Genomic DNA, 18,334 nt, shown 5'->3' with positions numbered 1-18,334 from the left:
TTCTCATCAAACCGAAACGCAGAAGCAGCTACTTTCCCAGTGTCGGAGGATTCGAGCTGCTACCCACCGCCGGCCCGGTCGCTCCCGTGCTCACGCCATCGAGCGAAGCCTGGTACGAAATGATCGTCTTCAGCGTCTCGTACGGAATCCCAGCCAGCGGCAATAGGTGCCCATTCACCGCAAGCATCGGCGTCTGCTCAACACCCACATCCTGCGCCAGCTTGATCGAGGCATTCACCTGCTCCTTGGTTGCCGGAGTCGCCGCGCACGCATCGATCGCTGCCGGATCTAGTCCAGCCTTGGTCACAGCATCCTTCAGCGTCTGATTCCCAGTCTCGTCCGTCAAAGCAGCCTGGGTATCAAACACCGCAGCCGAGTAGACAAAGAACGCGTCGTTCTTCTGCTTCTGCACGCAGTACCCATACGCCGCCGCCTTGAACGCAAAGGGGTGCAGATCCACCAGAGGAAAGCTCTGATACACCACACGGGCGTTCGGGAAGTCCTTCACCAGCTGATCCATCGTGGACTGCGCGTCTTTGCAATGCGGACACTGCAGATCGGAAAACTCTACCAGAAGAAGGTCCTTGCTCGTCGCGCCCCGCGTCGCACCATCTGCCCGAGCCTGTAGCGTCTTGCGCAGATCGGCAAACGGCGTCGCGCCAAACGGCACTACCGCATCGCCCGCAACCGCATGCTTTCCATCCGGCGTCACAAAAAACGCCGTCGGCTGCACCTTCGCATTCGGAGTCTTGTCCGACACAAACACAATCACCTTGGTCACATTCGGCGCCGAGGTGGTCTGAATCGCCTCCACCCGCCAGATGCGGTTCGAATCATATCCCCACAGCGACTTCAGAAACGCATTGACGGTATCCACCGTAGGCGTAGACGCCGTGAAGTACTTCTGATTCACCGGAGGAAATGGATCCGCCTTGGTATCCTGCCCCAGGCTCTGCAGCTTCAGGGGAGCGTCCGACTTCTGCCCCGCAGGGGCCGTCTGCGCTCCCGCACCCGCTGCCGTCTGCGCCGCCGCCACTGCCGTAGCACTCAGAGCCACCACTCCCGCCAACATCCAATTCGAAATCTTCCTGTTTAAAATCTTCAAAGACACCATCCTTCGCCGTCGCTATCCGCGCAGCTCCTCTATTACACCTGAACCTTGACCGCAATGGGAAACCGGCGCCCCATTCCGAACGACTTTCTCGTAACTTTCAACACCGGAGCCGCCTGCTGCCGCTTGTATTCGCTCTTCTCCACCAGCTGCAGCACCGACCTCACCAAAGCCACATCCAATCCCTGCTCCTCGGCGATCTGTTCCGCCGAGCAATACCGCTCCACATAAGCCTCGAGGATCGGGTCCAAAACCTCATACGGCGGCAGCGAGTCGGTATCCCGCTGCTCCGGCCGTAGCTCCGCTGAAGGTGGTTTCGAGATCGTCTCCCACGGAATGATCTCCTTCACGCGATTCACATACCGGCTCAACGCATACACCCGCATCTTCATCACATCACCAATCACGGCCAGCGCACCCACCATATCGCCATACAGCGTGCAGTACCCGGTCGACATCTCGCTCTTATTCCCAGTCGTCAACACCAGCGCGCTAAACTTGTTCGACAGCGCCATCAGCAGCGTCCCACGAATGCGCGGCTGCAGGTTCTCCTCTGCAAGCCCAAACGGCGTCCCTGCAAACAGCGGCTGCAACACATGTTGAAACTGCGCGAACACATCATGGATCGGCAGCAGTTCAAACCTCACCCCCAGGTTCTTCGCTAGCTTCCGCGCATCCTCAATCGAGCCCAGCGACGAGTACTCCGTCGGCATTCCCACACCAATTACGTTTTCCTTGCCAAGAGCCTCCACTGCAATCGCCGCCACCAGCGCCGAATCAATACCCCCGCTCAACCCCACCAGCACCTTGATGAACCCGCACTTCCTCACGTAGTCCCGCGTCCCCAGCACCAGCGCACTCCACATCGCAGCGACCTCGTCCACCTGAGTAGCTGCCGCGATCGCCTCGCCATCCCGTGTGTCGAAGACCACCAGATCCTCAGCAAACGAAGCAGCCCGCGCCACGACATGACCATCCGGCCGGATCACCAGCGACGAACCATCAAACACCAGGCTGTCGTTCCCGCCCACCTGGTTCGTCATCGCCACAAACGCATGATGCCGCCGTGCCAGCGCAGCCAGCATATTCTGTCGGATCTGCGGCTTTCCCTGCCAATAGGGCGAAGCCGAGATATTCAAGATCACCCGCTGCTGTCCCGCCAGCTCCGTCGACTGCGACTCCCACCGCCCCATCAGCCTCTCCACTGGATCGACCGGATACATCTGCCGGGGCCAGAATCCCTTGTCGTTCCAGGCGTCCTCGCAGATCGTAATCGCAAGCGGCTCCCCGCCGACACAGACCAGCGCCTGCTCCGTCGCCGGCTCAAAGTATCTCTGCTCGTCGAAGACGTCATAGAACGGCAGCAGCATCTTCTGCTGCACAAAGCTCACCCTGCCCCCGTCCATCAGCGCCGCGACATTTCGCACCTGCTTGCCCACGCTGGCCTTCGAAGCCAGTACCGTGCCGCACAGAATCGCCGGCCGACCCGCAACCGCGGTCCAGCCTGCAAGCTCCGCAACCACCTGCTCTGCCCTCGCAACGAAGGACGCCTTCTCCAGAAAATCCGCCGGCGGATACCCGCACACCGCAAGCTCGGGAAACACTACAAGGCCCACGCCCAACTCCTCGGCACGAGACGCATATTCAAGAATCTTCTTCGCATTCCCGGCGAAGTCACCCACCGTCGGGTTGATCTGGGCAAGCGCTATCTTCACCCTTCAAGTCTACCGCTTAGGAGCCTGTCCCGCTCAACACCACACCCACTGTGCGCGCCAGAATCCGAAGATCCATAATCAGACTCCAGTTCTCCACGTACGCCGTATCCAGCGAGATATAGCTGTCGAACGAGGGATCCTGCCGCGCCTCCACCTGCCACAGCCCTGTAATGCCCGGCAGCACGTCCAGCCGCCGCAGATGCGCCAGATCGTACTGCTCCACCTCAGCCGCCATCGGAGGACGTGGCCCCACCAGGCTCATATCGCCCTTCAACACGTTATAAAACTGCGGCAGCTCATCCAGCGAATACTTCCGCAGTACCTTGCCTACCTTCGTAATCCGAGGGTCCTTCTTGATCTTGAACAGCACGCTATCCCGTTCATTCATGTGTTCCAGATCCGCCTTCAACTTATCCGCGTTCTGCACCATTGTCCGGAACTTGTAGCACGAGAACGCGCGGCCTTTTCGCCCGATCCGCTGAGCCTTATAAAAGATCGGCCCCGGAGAATCCAGCCGAATCGCAGCGGCAATCGCCAGCATCACCGGCGCAGTCAAAGCCAACCCAATCACGGAAACCGTCGTGTCGAGCACCCGCTTCAGCAAAAATCCGCCGATCGGAAAGTCTCTGCGATGCAGCGGAATCGTCGGGAACTGACCGACATATTCAACCCTCGCATTCCACGCCAGCCCGTCGTACATATCCGGAACCACGCGAACGTCGATGCCGGCAATCCGAGCCTCCTCCACCATGCGGATCACCATCTTCTCCTCTGCCGGCACCGAGAAGAAGATCTCGTCCACAAACAACGATCGCGCCAGCGACAGGCAGTTCCTCGCATCGCCGATCACATCTGCATTGCCGGACTCCGCCTCGCGCTCCGTCAATGCAACAAAGCCCTTGAATCGAAATCCGAGATGCTGCAGCGTGTCGATATGGTTCCTCAGCGCATGCCCCACACGCCCCGCCCCCACAATCAAAACATTCCGCGTCTCGATACCGGCGCGGAATCGCCGATAGACCATCCTCCGCCACAACGCGCGCCGCAGGCACAGCAGCACCGTCGTAAACACCACCATCAACCCAACCACGATTCGCGAGATCGCCTCGCCGCTCGACAGATAAAGCGTCCCGCACAGAAGCAAGCCCGAGGTCAGCGATGCCTGAATCGTCATCCTCTGCTCATGCAATCCGCTATGGTGCTGAATCGTCCCGTACAGCCCATAAGACCGCGTAAAGAAGATCAGGCAGATTCCATACCAGCCAATGTAAAAAAACAGAAGATTCGGGGAGGACTTGATCAGATGCGGGAGCACATGCAGCGTAGGCACATTCGCGGGCGTCTCAACACGGAACCTTAAAGCTGCAACCGCCGCAATCACCACGGTCAGCAGGTCCAGCGAGGCCCACACCGTACTCGTGATCGACGGCCTGCGGAAGACCCCGTCGGCCCTTGACGCGCGCCTTCCATTCCCCGTGTATTTTCTCTCTGAAACGATGACCTGCTGCAGATAATCCGGTGTCGCCATAGCGAACGCCTTTCAACTCAAATAATCCCAGGGCCTTGTAGTCGATAGGATGCCCAAATTGAAGCTCATGGGTATCGTCGATAAAAAAAGACGCAAAATAAGACAGTGCTGCGGGTCATTGATAATTTTGGATGCTATCTGGAGCATACGTCTCAGACCGGGGCTTGGCAACTGATACTGCAACAGTTTGCACGACACATCTAACATCTTCGTGGGAGGCGCTTTACCGAAGCCGCGCCCTGCCTCACGCCCGCAACCCTAGACCGGAGTTACCAACTCATCCAGCGCCAGAAACTCCTGAAGTATCGGGTCCTGGCTGCGTTCCATCTCTTCCATCGTTCCAAAGAAAATCGCTTTGCCTGCGCTCAAAAACACCACTCGGTCCGCCAGTTTCTTAGCCAGCCGCATGTCGTGCGTTACCACAATGCTCGTCAGATGCAGTTGTTGTTTCAGCCGTTCGATTAAATCTCCAAGAAGATGTGCCATCAGCGGGTCCACCATCGTTGTTGGCTCGTCATACAGCACAGCCTCCGGCTGCGATGCCAGCGCCCGCGCAATCGCGATAGACCGCTTCATCCCCGTCGACAGGTCGGACGGCAGCAGACCCTCCATCCCCGCAACCCCCACCATCTCCAGCAACCCCTTCACTACCTGCAGAATCTGGTCCTCGGCCATCTCCCCGCGCTCCCGCATCGGAAACGCGACGTTCTCTCCCACCGTAATCGAGTCGAACAGCGCTCCGTTCTGGAAGACCATCGTCACCTTCCGGCGGATCTCTTGTAACTCCTTCTCCTGAAAGCCGCAGATATTCTCCCCTGCAACCTTGATCATCCCCTTATCCGGCTTCAAAAAACCCAGCAGCATCTGCAGCGACACCGACTTGCCCACGCCGCTTCGACCCAGGATGCACAGCGTCTCCCCCGGCAGCACATAGAAACTCACATCTTCCAACACCACAAACTCGCCGAACGACTTATACACATGCTCAAACGAGATGTAGGGCGCAGGCTTGTTCTTGATATCCGGCAAAGCCTCGGCAGCCGCCTCATTCTGCTCCGCCGCCTGCTGAATGAAATCACCCACCTCAGCCGACACGTCCTCCGACACGCTCTCAATCAGCGGAGTATCCGCGGTCACCTCGTGCGGCCGTTCCTCGATCATGTCATCCGGCTCTGCCATCTAAGCGACTCCTACCCACCAAAAAATCAAGACACAAATCTAGCCTAACCCATCGCCCGCTTCGTATCCCGCTATGTATCCAGTGCATCGACATGCCGCTCCGCCTCAGCAAACTCCTCCGGCGTATTCAAATTCGCAAACCACAGATGCTTCGCCGACTGCTGCGCCTCGGTCGTTGCCATCCAGCCTTCTTGGCGTGGACCGTACAAGTTTGGCGTTGCTTGAAATGTCGATTCATCGTTCCATGGCAAATTGCGGAATGTCCTTCCGAGCACGCCCCCCTGCTTCGCCGCCAGTTCCCTGGCCGCCCGCTCCAATACCGGATACAACTTGAACTCCCCCCGCTCTACAGCACTCGCCACAAAGGGGGCGACGTCCCGGTGAACCATCGCCAGTGTAGGCTGCGGAACACCATCCACTGTAAACATTGCCAGCCTCGCTCCCCTCTTTTCCTCCGTCATCGTTCTGCGAACCCACTGACTCAAAAACGCCGTCGGAAGAAACGGCATATCCACCGGCAGAAACAGGCTCCAATCGAAAGTGGAATGCATAAGCGCCGCCTCCAGCCCTCCAAGAGGTCCACAACCTGGATGCAGATCAGCCACAATCGGCGCGAACTCCGCGAGTTCCGGGTTTCCGCTCAGTATGCGAACATCCATGCACACCCGCCGCAGCTTCTTCACCGCATGGCGCACCAGCGGCTTCCCCGCCAGCTCCAGCAATGCCTTGTCCCGCCCCATGCGCAAACTCTTTCCACCCGCCAGCACATAGCCGCCGACCTCTTTCGGGACCGAGCACGCCATCAGGCACCCACGCCACTCAGAAACCGCACAATCGACTCGATCCCCCGATGAAAGTTCGCCAGATGAAACTTCTCGTTCGGCGCATGAAGATTGTCATCCGGCAATCCAAAACCCATCATCACCGTCGGCACCTTCAGCTCCCGCACAAAGTCCCCCACAATTGGAATCGACCCGCCCCCACGCACAAACACCGTTTCCTTACCGAACACCTCGCGCATCGCCTCGGTCGCGACCCTCACGTAAGAGTTATCCGTGCTCACCACGATCGGATCGCCCGCATGAATCAACCGCACCTCCAGCGCAACTCCCTTCGGCGCGATCGACTCCACATAGGCCTTGTACTTCGCGAAGCTCTCCGCCGGCGTCATATCCGGCACCAGCCGCATGCTCACCTTCGCCACGGCCTTCGCTGGAATCACAGTCTTCGCGCCTACTCCAACAAACCCACCCGGCATCCCATGCACATCGAGCGTTGGCCTCGCCCACGTCCGCTCCTGCACACTCAACCCAGGCTCGCCCGTCAACACACTCGACCCAACCTCTGTCGTGCGATAGTGCTCTTCATCAAACGGCAGCGCCTTCCAAGCCTTCAACTCATCCGGAGTCGGCTTCTGCACCGCGTCATAAAATCCCGGAATCAAAATCTTTCCGTTCTCATCCTTCAGCTTCGCAATCACCTGCGCCAGCGCCACAAAAGAATTAGGAGCCGCCCCGCCATACATCCCCGAGTGCAGATCCGTCTTCGCCCCGCGCGCCTCAATCTCCGTATAAATCATCCCGCGTAGACCAACGCACAGCGTCGGCAACTCCGGCGCAAACATCTCCGTATCGCTCACCAGCGCTACATCCGCCTTCAGCTGATCGCCGTGCTCCCGCACAAACGCAGCAATCCCCTCACCGCCAACCTCCTCCTCTCCCTCAACAATCACCCGCACATTCACCGGCAGTTTCCCGCCACCCGCAGCCATCAGCGACTCCAGCGCCTTCACATGCATCCACATCTGCCCCTTGTCATCCACGGCCCCGCGAGCATAGATGTTCCCATCCCTCTCCGTCGGCTCGAACGGCGGCGTCTTCCACTCCTCCAACGGCTCTGCCGGCTGAACATCATAGTGCCCATAACAAAGCACCGTAGGCCTGGCCTTCCCATCCGCAATCGGAGCAGCATGCAACCAATCCGCATACACCAGCGGATGTCCCTTCCGCTCCGCCGTCGTCGTCTCAATCAGACGAACGTTCTCCATCCCAATCCTCTTCAGCTCCGCCGCAACAAACTCCGCAGCCCGCCGCACATCCCCCGCATGCTCAGGATCCGTAGACACCGAAGGAATCCGCAGCAGAGCCTTCAGCTCCTCGACAAAACGCCCCTTGTTCTCCCGCCCGAATTCAACCGCCGTCATCATCTTCGTCGTCACCGATTCACTCCTGGAACAGTCTCACGCCGGCAAAGTCTCTTCCCGGCAAAACACAAGTATATGTCCGCTCTGCGCGGCCCAATCATTCCCCTTGCATCTGGTCCATCCCAGAGCGTAATTAATGCGGGCTAAGAGGAAACAAAATGACCACCTCCCTCAAAGACGGCACCATGATCGACAAGCTGGCGCAGTTTGACCTACCCAAGGAGATCGCCGACTCCGAGCAGAAGAAGCCCTGGCAATCCGGCCACTACGCCAAAACCCTCTTCAAGAAACATGACCTCCGCGTCGTCCTCATCGTCATGGAAAACGCAGCGCGGATGAAGGAGCATCATGCAGACGGAACCCTCTCCGTCCAGGTCCTTAAGGGTCAGATACGCTTCACCGTTCACGGCAAGCCCCACGACCTCAAGACAGGAGACCTCATCACTCTCAGCGCCTCCATCCGCCACGAAGTAGAAGCCCTTCAGGACTCCGCCTTCCTCCTCACACTCTCCTGGCCCAGCAATCAGGATCTGCTGGCAATGAAGCACCGCGGCTACGGCACCTGACCACCTGTCCCGAACTTATCCCCACACAGAAAATTCTTATCTTCCTCGCAAAGCGGCGCGCTTCGGCGAACAATAAGCAGATGAGCGCCCAACCCACCGGTCAAACCTGGAACACCGAAGCCTATGCCGCCAACGGCCGATTCGTAGCCAACCTCGCCTCCAACGTCGTCGCTCTCCTCGCTCCCCAGCCCGGCGAACGCATCCTCGATCTTGGCTGTGGCGACGGCGCCCTCACCGAACAACTCGCCGCTACCGGCGCCATCCTCACCGGCGTCGACGCCTCACCCGCCATGCTCTCCGCAGCCCGTCAACGCAGCCTCCACAGCGCAGCAAAATTTGACGTCGAGCAACACGACGCCACAGCACTCCCCTATAACAACCAGTTCGACGCCGTCTTCTCCAACGCCGCCCTTCACTGGATCCCCGGCATCTCCGGCCACCAGGCCACGCTCGCCGGCGTTCATCGCGCCCTCCGCAGCACCAATCCACAAGCCCGCTTCGTCGCCGAGATGGGCGGCTACGGCAACGTCGCTGCCATCCGCACCGCACTCCAGGCCACCCTCGCGCCCTTTCACATCGACGCCGAAGCCACCGCCGCAAGCTTCTTCCCCTCGCCCGCGCTCTATCGCCATCTCCTCGAATCCGCCGGCTTCACCGTCCAATCCATCGAACTCATCCCTCGCCCCACACCGCTTCCAACAGGCATGGAGTCCTGGCTCAACACCTTCCGCAATGGTGTCCTCGACCGGCTCAATCCACACGATCGCGCAGCCGCAGTCGCCAACACTATTGCCCTGCTCGAGCCCATCCTCCGCGACACCGACGGCAACTGGATCGCCGACTACGTTCGCCTTCGCTTCCACGCCACCCTCCGCTAAGCCCCATACATTCCCCGGCAAAAGCGCGCATCTTACATCATCTCCCCAACACTTCCCGTGGGGAGAATCAGATAAAGTCGATGAATCATCTCCGTAAGACGAAACATCCTATTTTTGCGTCTAACGAATCAATAAAACAATTAGCCTATGAAAATAAAATCAAGCCTCCCCCTCAGCGCCACCAATTTGTTCCTGTCACTGTATCTTTTCTGTGGCAGCACGCATGCACAAGATAAGCCAGCAACGTTTACCCAGGTCAGCGCCGAAACCTCTTCCTCGTCCTCGCTCGACAACTCCGATCTACCCAACGCGCCCCAGGCCCCTATCTCAGGCCCGGTGGCAGAGCAGGAAGGCGTTCAAACCAAACGCATCCTCGGCATCTTCCCAAACTTCCGCGCCGTCAGCGCCAACACCCATCTCCCGCCGCAAACTGTCCTGGAAAAGTTCAAAACTGCCTCGCAGGACAGCTTTGACTACTCCTCCATCTTTCTGCCGGCCGCCGTCGCCGGCATCAATCAGGCGACAAACAGCACTCCGGAATTTCGCCAGGGAGCCGCCGGCTACGGACGCTACTACTGGCATGCCTTCGCCGATCAGGCCGTGGAAAACTACACCGTCGAGGCCATCTTCCCCGTCATCACCCGGGAAGACAACCGCTATTACACTCTGGGACACGGCGGCTTCATGAAGCGCGCTGGCTACTCTCTAAGCCGCGTCGTAATCACGCGCAACGATGCCGGAAATGAGACCTTCAACATTAGCGAGATCGTCGGTGCAGGTGCCGGCGCCGGACTCTCCAACCTTTACTACCCCTCGAGAGAACGTACCCTCGGCAACACTGTCAGTAAATGGGGATCAAACATTGGTATCGACGCCGGCACCTTCCTCTTTCACGAGTTCTGGCCCGACATCAACCACAAACTGTTCCACGGCAAACAACCCAGCCAGTAAAACCAACGGCCTGCCGTTTCTCAGGGCAGGCCCTTCTGGCTTCTCTTCTCAGGCGCTAACGGCCGTCCGGCTCAGGCCCAAGATTCGCAAGGCACTGCTCCAGCACCCCATTCAAAGCCTCAATCGAACTCTCAGCCACCCCTCGCCACAGCTTTCCTTCAATCACCTTCACCATCTTCTCCGCCTCCTGAAGCAGCTCTTCCCCCTCAGCCGTCAGTCGCGCCGCAAGAATCCGGTCATTCCCCCGCCCTTTATTCCTTACAATCCACCCATCTCTCGCCAGCCCCGTCAACAGCGACTGCGCCGACTGCGGCGTCACATAGCACAGCCGCGCCAACTGGGCACCCGACACCCCCGGCTCCTCCCGAAGCGTCTTCAGAATGTGCAGCTGAGCCGTCGTCACGCCCTGGGGCCGCAGCGCCTCGTCCATCTGGCTGCGAAAGTGGATCAGGATGCGCTTCATCATCTGCGCCGCCCTCCGCCTCTCAGCCTGCCGCTTTACTCCGTTAGAATTTAAAGAAACCATATCAGTCTCCTGATATCATATCAGGAGACTGATATGGCAACAATGACTGCACCCTCGCCCTCGCTCGCCCGGCCCATGCCTATCGCCGCGCCCGCCGCGTGGAAGCCTCACCATAATCCCTGGGCCATCGCGCTCACCGTGACACTCGCCACCTTCATGGAGGTACTCGACACCTCCATCGCCAACGTTGCCCTGCCCCACATCGCCGGCACCCTCGGCGCGAGCTCTGAAGAAGCCACCTGGGTCCTCACCAGCTACCTCGTCTCCAGCGCCATCGTCCTGCCCATCTCCGGCTGGCTCTCCAACCGCTTCGGCCGCAAGCGCTTCTACATGGTCTGCGTCGCCCTCTTCACCATCTGCTCGTTCCTATGCGGCATCGCCAACACGCTTCCTCTTCTCATCGTCGCGCGCATCCTTCAAGGCGCAGGCGGCGGCGGCCTCGCTCCCAGCGAGCAGGCCATCCTCGCCGACACCTTCCCCATCGAAAAACGAGGCCAGGCCTTCGCAGTCTATGGCATGGCCGTCGTCGTCGCACCCGCCATCGGCCCAACCCTCGGCGGCTGGATCACCGACAACTTCAACTGGCACTGGATCTTCTTCATCAACATCCCCATCGGCCTCATCTCGCTCTATCTCAGCAACCGCATGGTCGAAGATCCACCCCATCTCAAAGAGCGCATGGAGCAGGCCAAGCACCTCAAGATCGACTTCCTCGGTCTGGGCCTCGTAGCCGTCGGTGTCGGCTGCCTCGAGTTCACCCTCGATAAAGGCCAGGAGAAGGACTGGTTCGGAGATCCCATGATCCGCACCTTCGCCATCCTCGCCGCCGCCACGCTGATCTTCTTCACCTGGTGGGAGTGGCACCATCCCGATCCCATCGTCGACCTCAAGCTCCTCAAGAACCGAAACTTCGGAACTGCCGTCTTCCTCCAGCTCATCCTCGGCATGGTCCTCTTCGGCTCGACCGTGCTCATCCCGCAGTACCTCCAAGGCCTGCTCGGCTACACCGCCGAACGCGCCGGCATGGTCCTCTCCCCCGCTGGCTTCGTCATGATGATCATGATGTTCGTCGCCGGCCGCAGCCTCGGCAAATTCGATCCACGCCTCATGGTCTGCCTCGGCTATCTCGTCACCGCCATCGGCATCTACAACCTCACGCGGCTCGACCTCAACACAGCCTTCGGCACCGTCACCCTCTGGCGAATGCTCCAGGTCATCGGTCTCGCCTTCATCTTCATCCCCATCAGCACGCTCAACTACGTCGGCGTGCCCGCCAGCAAGACCAACCAGATCTCCAGCCTCTCCAACTTCGCCCGCAACCTCGGCGGCAGCGCCGGCACCGCGCTCCTCACCACCTATCTGGCGCGCAACTCCCAGGTTCAGCAGGTCGCTCTCTCCGCCAACGTCGTCCGCGGCAGCGTCCCCTACAACCTCTACATGGACCGCATGAAAGAGATGCTGATGTCGCAGGGCATGTCTGCCGCCAGCGCCTCACAGATGGCCCTCGGCCAGGCCTACCAGGAAATGCTCCGCCAGGCCTCGATGCTCAGCTACAAGAACGCCTTCGCCATCCTCGCCTGCACCATCTTTTTGCTCACGCCGCTGCCCTTCATCATGCGTCTCCCCACCAAAGCCGCAAAACCCGACCCCGAAGCCATGGGCGGACACTAACCCCTGGCCTCAACGCCCTAATCCAGCATCTCGAACACACCCTACAGCCGCAAAAAGCGGGTGCCCCACATCTCGACTTTGATGTGTGCTCTCGGCAACGCTTTGAATAAGCGAGTAGCCGCTAACGAGCCGCATCCAGCTGCATAATCGTCTGCACACGCTCAAACGCAACCGGGCTCACCGACACCGAACCCTCAAATGGCCGCGCCAGGTCCGCAATCGCCGACAACGTCACCGCCACCACAAACGTCAACGCCAGCACCTGACAATAGTGCAGCCATTTATTGTCATTCCCCAGCAGACACGAAGACCCTACCGTCGCGCCCCCGCCAGCCAGCAGCAAGATCCACAGCACCACGGGCAGCCGCACGCGAAGTTGCTCCTCCCGCAGACTGCGCCTCTCCGACAGCTCACTCAACACCCTTGTCAGGTGGTCCACGCTATTCGCCGCGCCGGCATCGTCCTTCAGCCCCGCGAGCAGCTTCCACATCTCTACCTCGATCCTCTCTCCCGCACGGCTCTCCTCCTGACGCTGCATCGCCGGCCACTCCTGGTGCACTACCGCATCCGCATACTGCATCCCCAACCCGCGAAACGCCTCCCTCTCCGCAGCCGGTAGCGCCGACGCCACCCGCGTCACCGTCAACAGCGAACTCGCCTCCTGCGTCGCATTCACCTCCGCCGCCCGAAAGTCTATCCAGACCGTATACAGCATGAATCCCAGGATCACCCCATACGTCGTCCCCAAAATTCCCAGCTGCCATCCCGTCACATCATTGATCAGCTTGCGATTCGGAATCGGCCATGCCCGATTGAGCACCAGCACCAACGCCACCGAAACCAGCATCGCCAAAACCACCAGCAAGCTACTCTGCACGTAACTCAGCATAAGATTCCCGCCTCAATCAAATTCCGCAACTGACAAGTCAGCTTACAATCTCACCAGAGACACAAAGAAAGACTAAAATTCTTTCAGTGACCAAACCAGCCTCCAACGCGGTCTATGTTGTCGTCGCCGTGGTCCTCATCCTCGCCTCTTCTGCGAGCGCGACCTCTCTGCCCTCAGCGTCCACCCTGCTGGCCTGCACCGCCGCCCAACTCTCGCTCTCCTTCGACGGCGAAGGCGGCAACTTCGACGGCATGTCGCACTCCGGAACCCTGCTGGTGCTCCGCAACATCGGCGCGCAAACCTGCACCGTCCCCGGTCGCCCTGCACTCGTCTTCGAAGACGCCTCCAACACCAAACTCCCCATCTCCGTCGAACTCCCGCCCGGCATGCACCCCGGCCCCGTCATCCTGCCCGTAGCAATCCCTGCCAACGCCGAAGCCACCGGCGAACTCTATTGGGTCTCCGGCGAAGTCTTCGACAACAGCAAATGCTACACCCCAGCTTTCGTAGCAATATCTTTCGGCGCCGAAACCCTCCGCGCTCCCTTCACCGGCCACCTCTGCGCCCCCTCAGGCCAGGATGCCAAGTACCGCTTCGCCTACCTCAAGCGCGATCCGGTCTACGTCCGCTCGAAGTCCTAGCTCGCTAGCGCCACCCGAGCCTGATCCGCCGTATCTCCAACGGCCAACTTCACCTCCAACCGCGCCACCCATACCAGTTACACTAGTATTTGGGACAAAGTGCGCCCCGAAGGATACCGTTTTGCTCAACTCAGTCATTGCAAAAGTCTTTGGCACCAGTAACGAACGCGCCGTCAAGCGCATCCAGCCCACCGTCGCGCAGATCAACGCGCTCGAGCCGACCACCCTGGCGCTCTCCGACGAGGCTCTGCGCAACAAGACCGCCGAGTTCCGCCAGCGCATCGCCGCGGCCATCGCCAACATCCCCGACACCCCCGAGAACGCCGACGAGCGCAACGCCGCCGAAAAAGAAGCACTCAACGCCATCCTGCCCGAAGCCTTCGCCGTCGTCCGCGAAGCCGGCAAGCGCACTGTCGGCATGCGCCACTTCGACGTGCAGATGCTGGGCGGCATCGTCCTCCACTCCGGCAAGATCGCCGAGATGAAGACCGGCGAAGGAAAAACCCTGGTCGCCACCCTCCCCTGCTATCTCAACGCCCTCGCCGGCCGCGGCGTCCACGTCGTCACCGTCAACGACTATCTCGCCAAACGCGACGCCGAGTGGATGGGCAAGATCTACGGCTTCCTCGGCCTCACCGTCGGCGTCATCGTGCACGACCTCTCCGATGAGCAGCGCCGCGACGCCTACGCCTCCGACATCACCTACGGCACCAACAACGAGTTCGGCTTCGACTACCTGCGCGACAACATGAAGTTCGAGCTCAAGGATCAGGTCCAGCGCGGGCACTACTACTGCATCGTCGACGAGGTGGACTCCATCCTCATCGACGAAGCTCGCACCCCGCTCATCATCTCCGGCCCCACCGACCAGACCACCGACAAGTACGCGCGCGTCAACATCATCATCCCTAAGCTCGAACTCGGCGAACTCATCGAGACCGTCGAAACCAAAACCTGGTCAGGCGATTACGTAGTAGACGAAAAAACCCGCTCCATCACCGTCACCGACGAGGGCTGGGAGAAGATTGAAGGCCTCCTCGGCATCGGCAACATCGCCGACCCCGAAAATTGGGACCTCAAACACCACGTCGAAGTCGCCATCAAGGCCCACTCCCTCTACAAGCGCGACGTCGAGTACGTCGTCAAAGAGGGCGAAGTCATCATCGTCGATGAGTTCACTGGCCGCCTCATGCCCGGTCGCCGCTGGTCCGACGGATTGCATCAAGCCGTCGAAGCCAAAGAAGGCGTAGCCATCCGCAAGGAAGACCAGACCCTTGCCACCATCACCTTCCAGAACTACTTCCGCATGTATAAAAAACTCAGCGGCATGACCGGCACCGCCGAGACCGAAGCCGCCGAGTTCGACAAGATCTACAAGCTCGACATCGTCGTCACCCCCACCAACCGCAAGATGCTCCGTATCGAAAACGCCGACGTCGTCTATCGCACCGCGCAGGAGAAATACTTTGCCGTCGCCGACGAGATCGCCCGTCTCCACGGCGAAAAGCAGCCCGTCCTCGTCGGCACCACGTCGATCGAAAAATCTGAGCTCCTCTCCGAGATCCTCAAGCGCAAAGGCGTTCGCCACGTCGTCCTCAACGCCAAGTTCCACGAGAAGGAAGCAGAGATCGTAGCCCAGGCCGGCCGTCTCGGCATGGTCACCATCGCCACCAACATGGCAGGCCGTGGCACCGACATCCTCCTCGGCGGCAACGCCGAGTTCATGGCCCGTCAGGACCTCGTCCGCAAACAACAGGCCCGCGCCGTCTCCGCAGCCGAAGGCATCATCAGCCCCGTCGCCGGCCCCGGCATGGTCCGCTTCTACTACACCGGCCAGGAGTTCGAAACCACGCAGGCCGCATGGGACGCCGCCACCGCCGCCCACGAGGGCGCAGCCAAAGCCGAGCACGAATCCGTCATCGGCGCAGGCGGCCTCCACATCCTCGGCACCGAACGCCACGAGTCCCGCCGCGTCGACAACCAGCTTCGTGGACGCGCCGGTCGTCAAGGCGACCCTGGCTCCTCGCGCTTCTTCCTCTCACTCGAAGACGATCTCATGCGCATCTTCGCCCGCGAGTGGGTCTCCACCTTGCTCCAGCGCCTCGGCATGGAAGAGGGAGTTCCCATCGAGTCCGGCATGATCTCCCGCCGCATCGAAGCCGCGCAGAAAGCCGTCGAAACCCAGAACTTCGAGTCCCGCAAACACGTCCTCGAGTACGACGACGTCATGAACAAGCAGCGCGAAGCCGTCTATGGTCTCCGCCGCCAGCTCATGGAAGGAGTCGACCAGAAGCAGCTCATCACCGACGACTACACCTCCACCATCCTCTCCAACATACTCGACGAGAACGCCCCCGAAAAAGTCCACGCCGACGTGTGGAAGCTCGAACCTCTCTTCGCGCAGGTCCACGACATCTTCGGCGCACACCTCGAAAAAGAGATCGACGCCACGGCACTCAACCGCCACGAGCTAGGCGAAGCTATCTTCCAAAACCTCCGCGGCCGCTACGACATCAAGGAGAGCATCCTCGGCGCCGAAGCCATGCGCTACCACGAGCGCATCGTCATGCTCTCCGTCCTCGACGGCCTCTGGAAGGACCACCTCCTCGCGATGGATCACCTCAAAGAAGGCATCGGCCTCCGTGGCTACGCGCAGCAAGACCCGCTCGTCGCCTACAAGAAGGAGTCCTTCGAGATGTTCGAAGGCATGATGATGCGCTTCCAGGAAGACACCGCACGCCACCTCTTCCGCATGCAGATCATCGGCCCCGACGGCACCCCCATAGAGTCCGCCGAGCAGCTCGCCCAAGCGCAAGCCCACGCGCAGGCTCTAGCCCAGGCCCAACAGACCCAGCAGCTAGCCGCCATCAACGCACAAAACACCCCCCCTGCCGGGGCTCCGCCACAACACACCAACGCACCAGCTGCGCGTCAAAACATACCAGCGCCGCCACCCAACCGCGCTCCCTCCACCACCATCGACGCGCTAGAGCGCGAGTTCCAAAAGAAGAAGCAGCGCGAACTGGAGCAGGCCCGCTCCGTAAGCTCAGCCTCCGCCGATACCAACGGCTCCGGCCCACGCCACGCCGGCGAAAAAGTAGGCCGCAACGACGAGTGCCCCTGCGGCTCAGGCAAAAAATACAAAAAGTGCCACGGCGCCACCGCGTAAGGCAGCGAGTCAGCAAAACCGCAAGTTAGCTGATAAAACGGTCAGCAAGTCAGCGAACAACTTGCCTACGCAAACTCGCCGCTGACTAGCTAACTGGCTGCCTTTCGCTGACTCGCTGACTTGCTAACCAGCTGACTCGCTAACTCTCTACCAATTGGACCGCACAATCACCTTGCCAATCATCCCAAGATTATCGTGCAGCGCGCAGATGTAGTTGTACGTCCCCGCCTCCGTAAAGGTAATGCGAAAACGCGTATTGCCCGGAGGAGACTGCGCCACGCCAACCTGGTTTTGAGGTGATGCAACAATCAGGCCCGAATGCACGTTGTCCCCCTGCGAACTGATCGTCGCATGCAACACACCATCCGCATCCGGAGTTATAGGCACATTGCCGGACGGAGGCTCCGGATTCGCCGGCTCTTTTCCGAAGGTGATCGTATGCGGCAAGGCCGGGTCTAAATTGACCCACTCAATCGTGTCTCCCTTATGGACCTCAATCGTTCCCTTCAGAAAACGCACAACCGAAAGCGATTCAAACCCGGCGCCGGTCACCGTCATCTCTCCAATCCCAGCAGTCACGCTGTTCTTGTTTGCCAGCAGGTGCGCCGACAGCATGTCATCCATGTCCCTCTGCTTATCGGTATCGGTAAGCAGACTCCTCCGCTGTTCCGCCGCCTGTGCGTCATAGAAGGCCTGATCGTGCGGCAGAGTCGCCGACGCGGCTAGGACGTGTATGACTCCGGTCATGTGCGTGTGCACCAGGCAGATCAGGCTAAAGTTGCCGGGTTTGGGAAAGCTCACGGTGAAGCTCTGCCCCTCTACCAGCGGAGGCGCGCTCACGCACTTGGTGCCGTCGAAACTCGCGCCACTCGGCGAGAACCCAGGACAACCCACCGTAAAGTCTTCAAACGCCTGACCGGCGATGAAGAAGGACACCGTATGGATGTCTCCGCTGCCGGAGGTCCAGGTGATGCTGTCGCCCTCGTGAATCCACAGCTCGTTGGGAAGAAAGGCCACTGCCTGCCTGCCCATATCGCTACTTTGACCGCCCAACGCCGCTTTCCAGTTCTGTTGGGCATACACTCTACTCGGGACAAAAAAGGTCAGCGCCGCCAGCGCCGCCACGGACACAAACATCGAGATTCTCGATTTCATGATCGCCTCTTGGAAATATAGATTTTTGGGGGAGCAGGCCCGGAGCCCGGCAGAATTATAGGCCCCGTCGCAGCGATGTCAACTTCGCCATAGGTCGACGCACCGAGGCTAAGCGCATCGTTGAAGACGCGCCAACTGCCAGCCTCTGAAAA

15 protein-coding genes are annotated in these 18,334 nt (G+C 59.9%); 6 read left to right on the top strand and 9 right to left on the bottom strand.

Features of this window, described 5'->3' with window-relative positions; translation table 11 throughout:
* Positions 1-28: 28 nt before the first annotated feature.
* From HDF08_RS06050 to HDF08_RS06025, 6 genes are all read right to left on the bottom strand, one after another.
* On the bottom strand, positions 29-1,105 hold the full coding sequence (locus HDF08_RS06050) for a thioredoxin domain-containing protein (RefSeq protein WP_257030885.1): 1,077 nt from the start codon (positions 1,103-1,105) through the stop codon (positions 29-31).
* Positions 1,106-1,146: 41 nt separating this feature from the next.
* Positions 1,147-2,826 carry an NAD+ synthase gene (locus HDF08_RS06045; protein ID WP_179637640.1) on the bottom strand — a complete coding sequence of 560 codons (1,680 nt, stop codon included), beginning with the start codon at positions 2,824-2,826 and terminating at the stop codon, positions 1,147-1,149.
* A 16-nt stretch (positions 2,827-2,842) separates the two neighbouring features.
* Positions 2,843-4,354 carry a sugar transferase gene (locus HDF08_RS06040; RefSeq protein ID WP_179637639.1) on the bottom strand — a complete coding sequence of 504 codons (1,512 nt, stop codon included), beginning with the start codon at positions 4,352-4,354 and terminating at the stop codon, positions 2,843-2,845.
* Positions 4,355-4,612: 258 nt separating this feature from the next.
* The gene (locus HDF08_RS06035) at positions 4,613-5,533 is read right to left on the bottom strand and encodes an ABC transporter ATP-binding protein (protein WP_257030884.1); all 921 of its coding nucleotides are present in this window, start codon (positions 5,531-5,533) and stop codon (positions 4,613-4,615) included.
* A 71-nt stretch (positions 5,534-5,604) separates the two neighbouring features.
* Entirely contained in the window at positions 5,605-6,336 is a 732-nt protein-coding gene (gene mobA, locus HDF08_RS06030; protein ID WP_179637638.1) for a molybdenum cofactor guanylyltransferase, read from the bottom strand.
* Positions 6,336-7,739 carry a dipeptidase gene (locus HDF08_RS06025; RefSeq protein WP_179638817.1) on the bottom strand — a complete coding sequence of 468 codons (1,404 nt, stop codon included), beginning with the start codon at positions 7,737-7,739 and terminating at the stop codon, positions 6,336-6,338. The genes mobA and HDF08_RS06025 overlap by 1 nt, the downstream gene beginning before the upstream one ends.
* A 155-nt stretch (positions 7,740-7,894) precedes the next feature.
* On the opposite strand from HDF08_RS06025, the gene HDF08_RS06020 reads away from it, so the two are divergent.
* The 3 genes from HDF08_RS06020 (at position 7,895) to HDF08_RS06010 (ending at position 10,131) form a co-directional block, all read left to right on the top strand.
* Complete coding sequence (locus tag HDF08_RS06020) at positions 7,895-8,302, top strand: cupin domain-containing protein (protein ID WP_179637637.1); 408 nt, start codon at positions 7,895-7,897, stop codon at positions 8,300-8,302.
* 80 nt (positions 8,303-8,382) lie between these two features.
* Entirely contained in the window at positions 8,383-9,180 is a 798-nt protein-coding gene (locus HDF08_RS06015; RefSeq protein ID WP_179637636.1) for a class I SAM-dependent methyltransferase, read from the top strand.
* Between the two features lie 147 nt (positions 9,181-9,327).
* Positions 9,328-10,131, top strand: coding sequence for a hypothetical protein (locus HDF08_RS06010; RefSeq protein ID WP_179637635.1), 804 nt, complete (start codon positions 9,328-9,330; stop codon positions 10,129-10,131).
* A 55-nt stretch (positions 10,132-10,186) separates the two neighbouring features.
* Here HDF08_RS06010 and HDF08_RS06005 read toward each other — a convergent pair whose 3' ends face one another.
* The gene (locus tag HDF08_RS06005) at positions 10,187-10,657 is read right to left on the bottom strand and encodes a MarR family winged helix-turn-helix transcriptional regulator (RefSeq protein ID WP_179637634.1); all 471 of its coding nucleotides are present in this window, start codon (positions 10,655-10,657) and stop codon (positions 10,187-10,189) included.
* 42 nt (positions 10,658-10,699) lie between these two features.
* On the opposite strand from HDF08_RS06005, the gene HDF08_RS06000 reads away from it, so the two are divergent.
* Positions 10,700-12,328 carry a DHA2 family efflux MFS transporter permease subunit gene (locus HDF08_RS06000; RefSeq protein ID WP_257031051.1) on the top strand — a complete coding sequence of 543 codons (1,629 nt, stop codon included), beginning with the start codon at positions 10,700-10,702 and terminating at the stop codon, positions 12,326-12,328.
* Positions 12,329-12,449: 121 nt separating this feature from the next.
* Here the strand turns inward: HDF08_RS06000 and HDF08_RS05995 are convergent, their stop codons facing one another.
* Positions 12,450-13,217 carry a bestrophin-like domain gene (locus HDF08_RS05995; protein WP_179637632.1) on the bottom strand — a complete coding sequence of 256 codons (768 nt, stop codon included), beginning with the start codon at positions 13,215-13,217 and terminating at the stop codon, positions 12,450-12,452.
* An 86-nt stretch (positions 13,218-13,303) separates the two neighbouring features.
* On the opposite strand from HDF08_RS05995, the gene HDF08_RS05990 reads away from it, so the two are divergent.
* The gene (locus tag HDF08_RS05990) at positions 13,304-13,858 is read left to right on the top strand and encodes a DUF4232 domain-containing protein (RefSeq protein ID WP_179637631.1); all 555 of its coding nucleotides are present in this window, start codon (positions 13,304-13,306) and stop codon (positions 13,856-13,858) included.
* 121 nt (positions 13,859-13,979) lie between these two features.
* Entirely contained in the window at positions 13,980-17,027 is a 3,048-nt protein-coding gene (gene secA / locus HDF08_RS05985; RefSeq protein WP_179637630.1) for a preprotein translocase subunit SecA, read from the top strand.
* A gap of 147 nt (positions 17,028-17,174) precedes the next feature.
* Here the strand turns inward: secA and HDF08_RS05980 are convergent, their stop codons facing one another.
* Positions 17,175-18,182 carry a cupredoxin domain-containing protein gene (locus HDF08_RS05980; protein ID WP_179637629.1) on the bottom strand — a complete coding sequence of 336 codons (1,008 nt, stop codon included), beginning with the start codon at positions 18,180-18,182 and terminating at the stop codon, positions 17,175-17,177.
* Positions 18,183-18,334: the final 152 nt, after the last annotated feature.

The organism is Tunturiibacter empetritectus (assembly GCF_013410875.1).
GTDB lineage: Bacteria > Acidobacteriota > Terriglobia > Terriglobales > Acidobacteriaceae > Edaphobacter > Edaphobacter empetritectus.
This window is presented reverse-complemented; position numbering and strand designations above follow the sequence as displayed.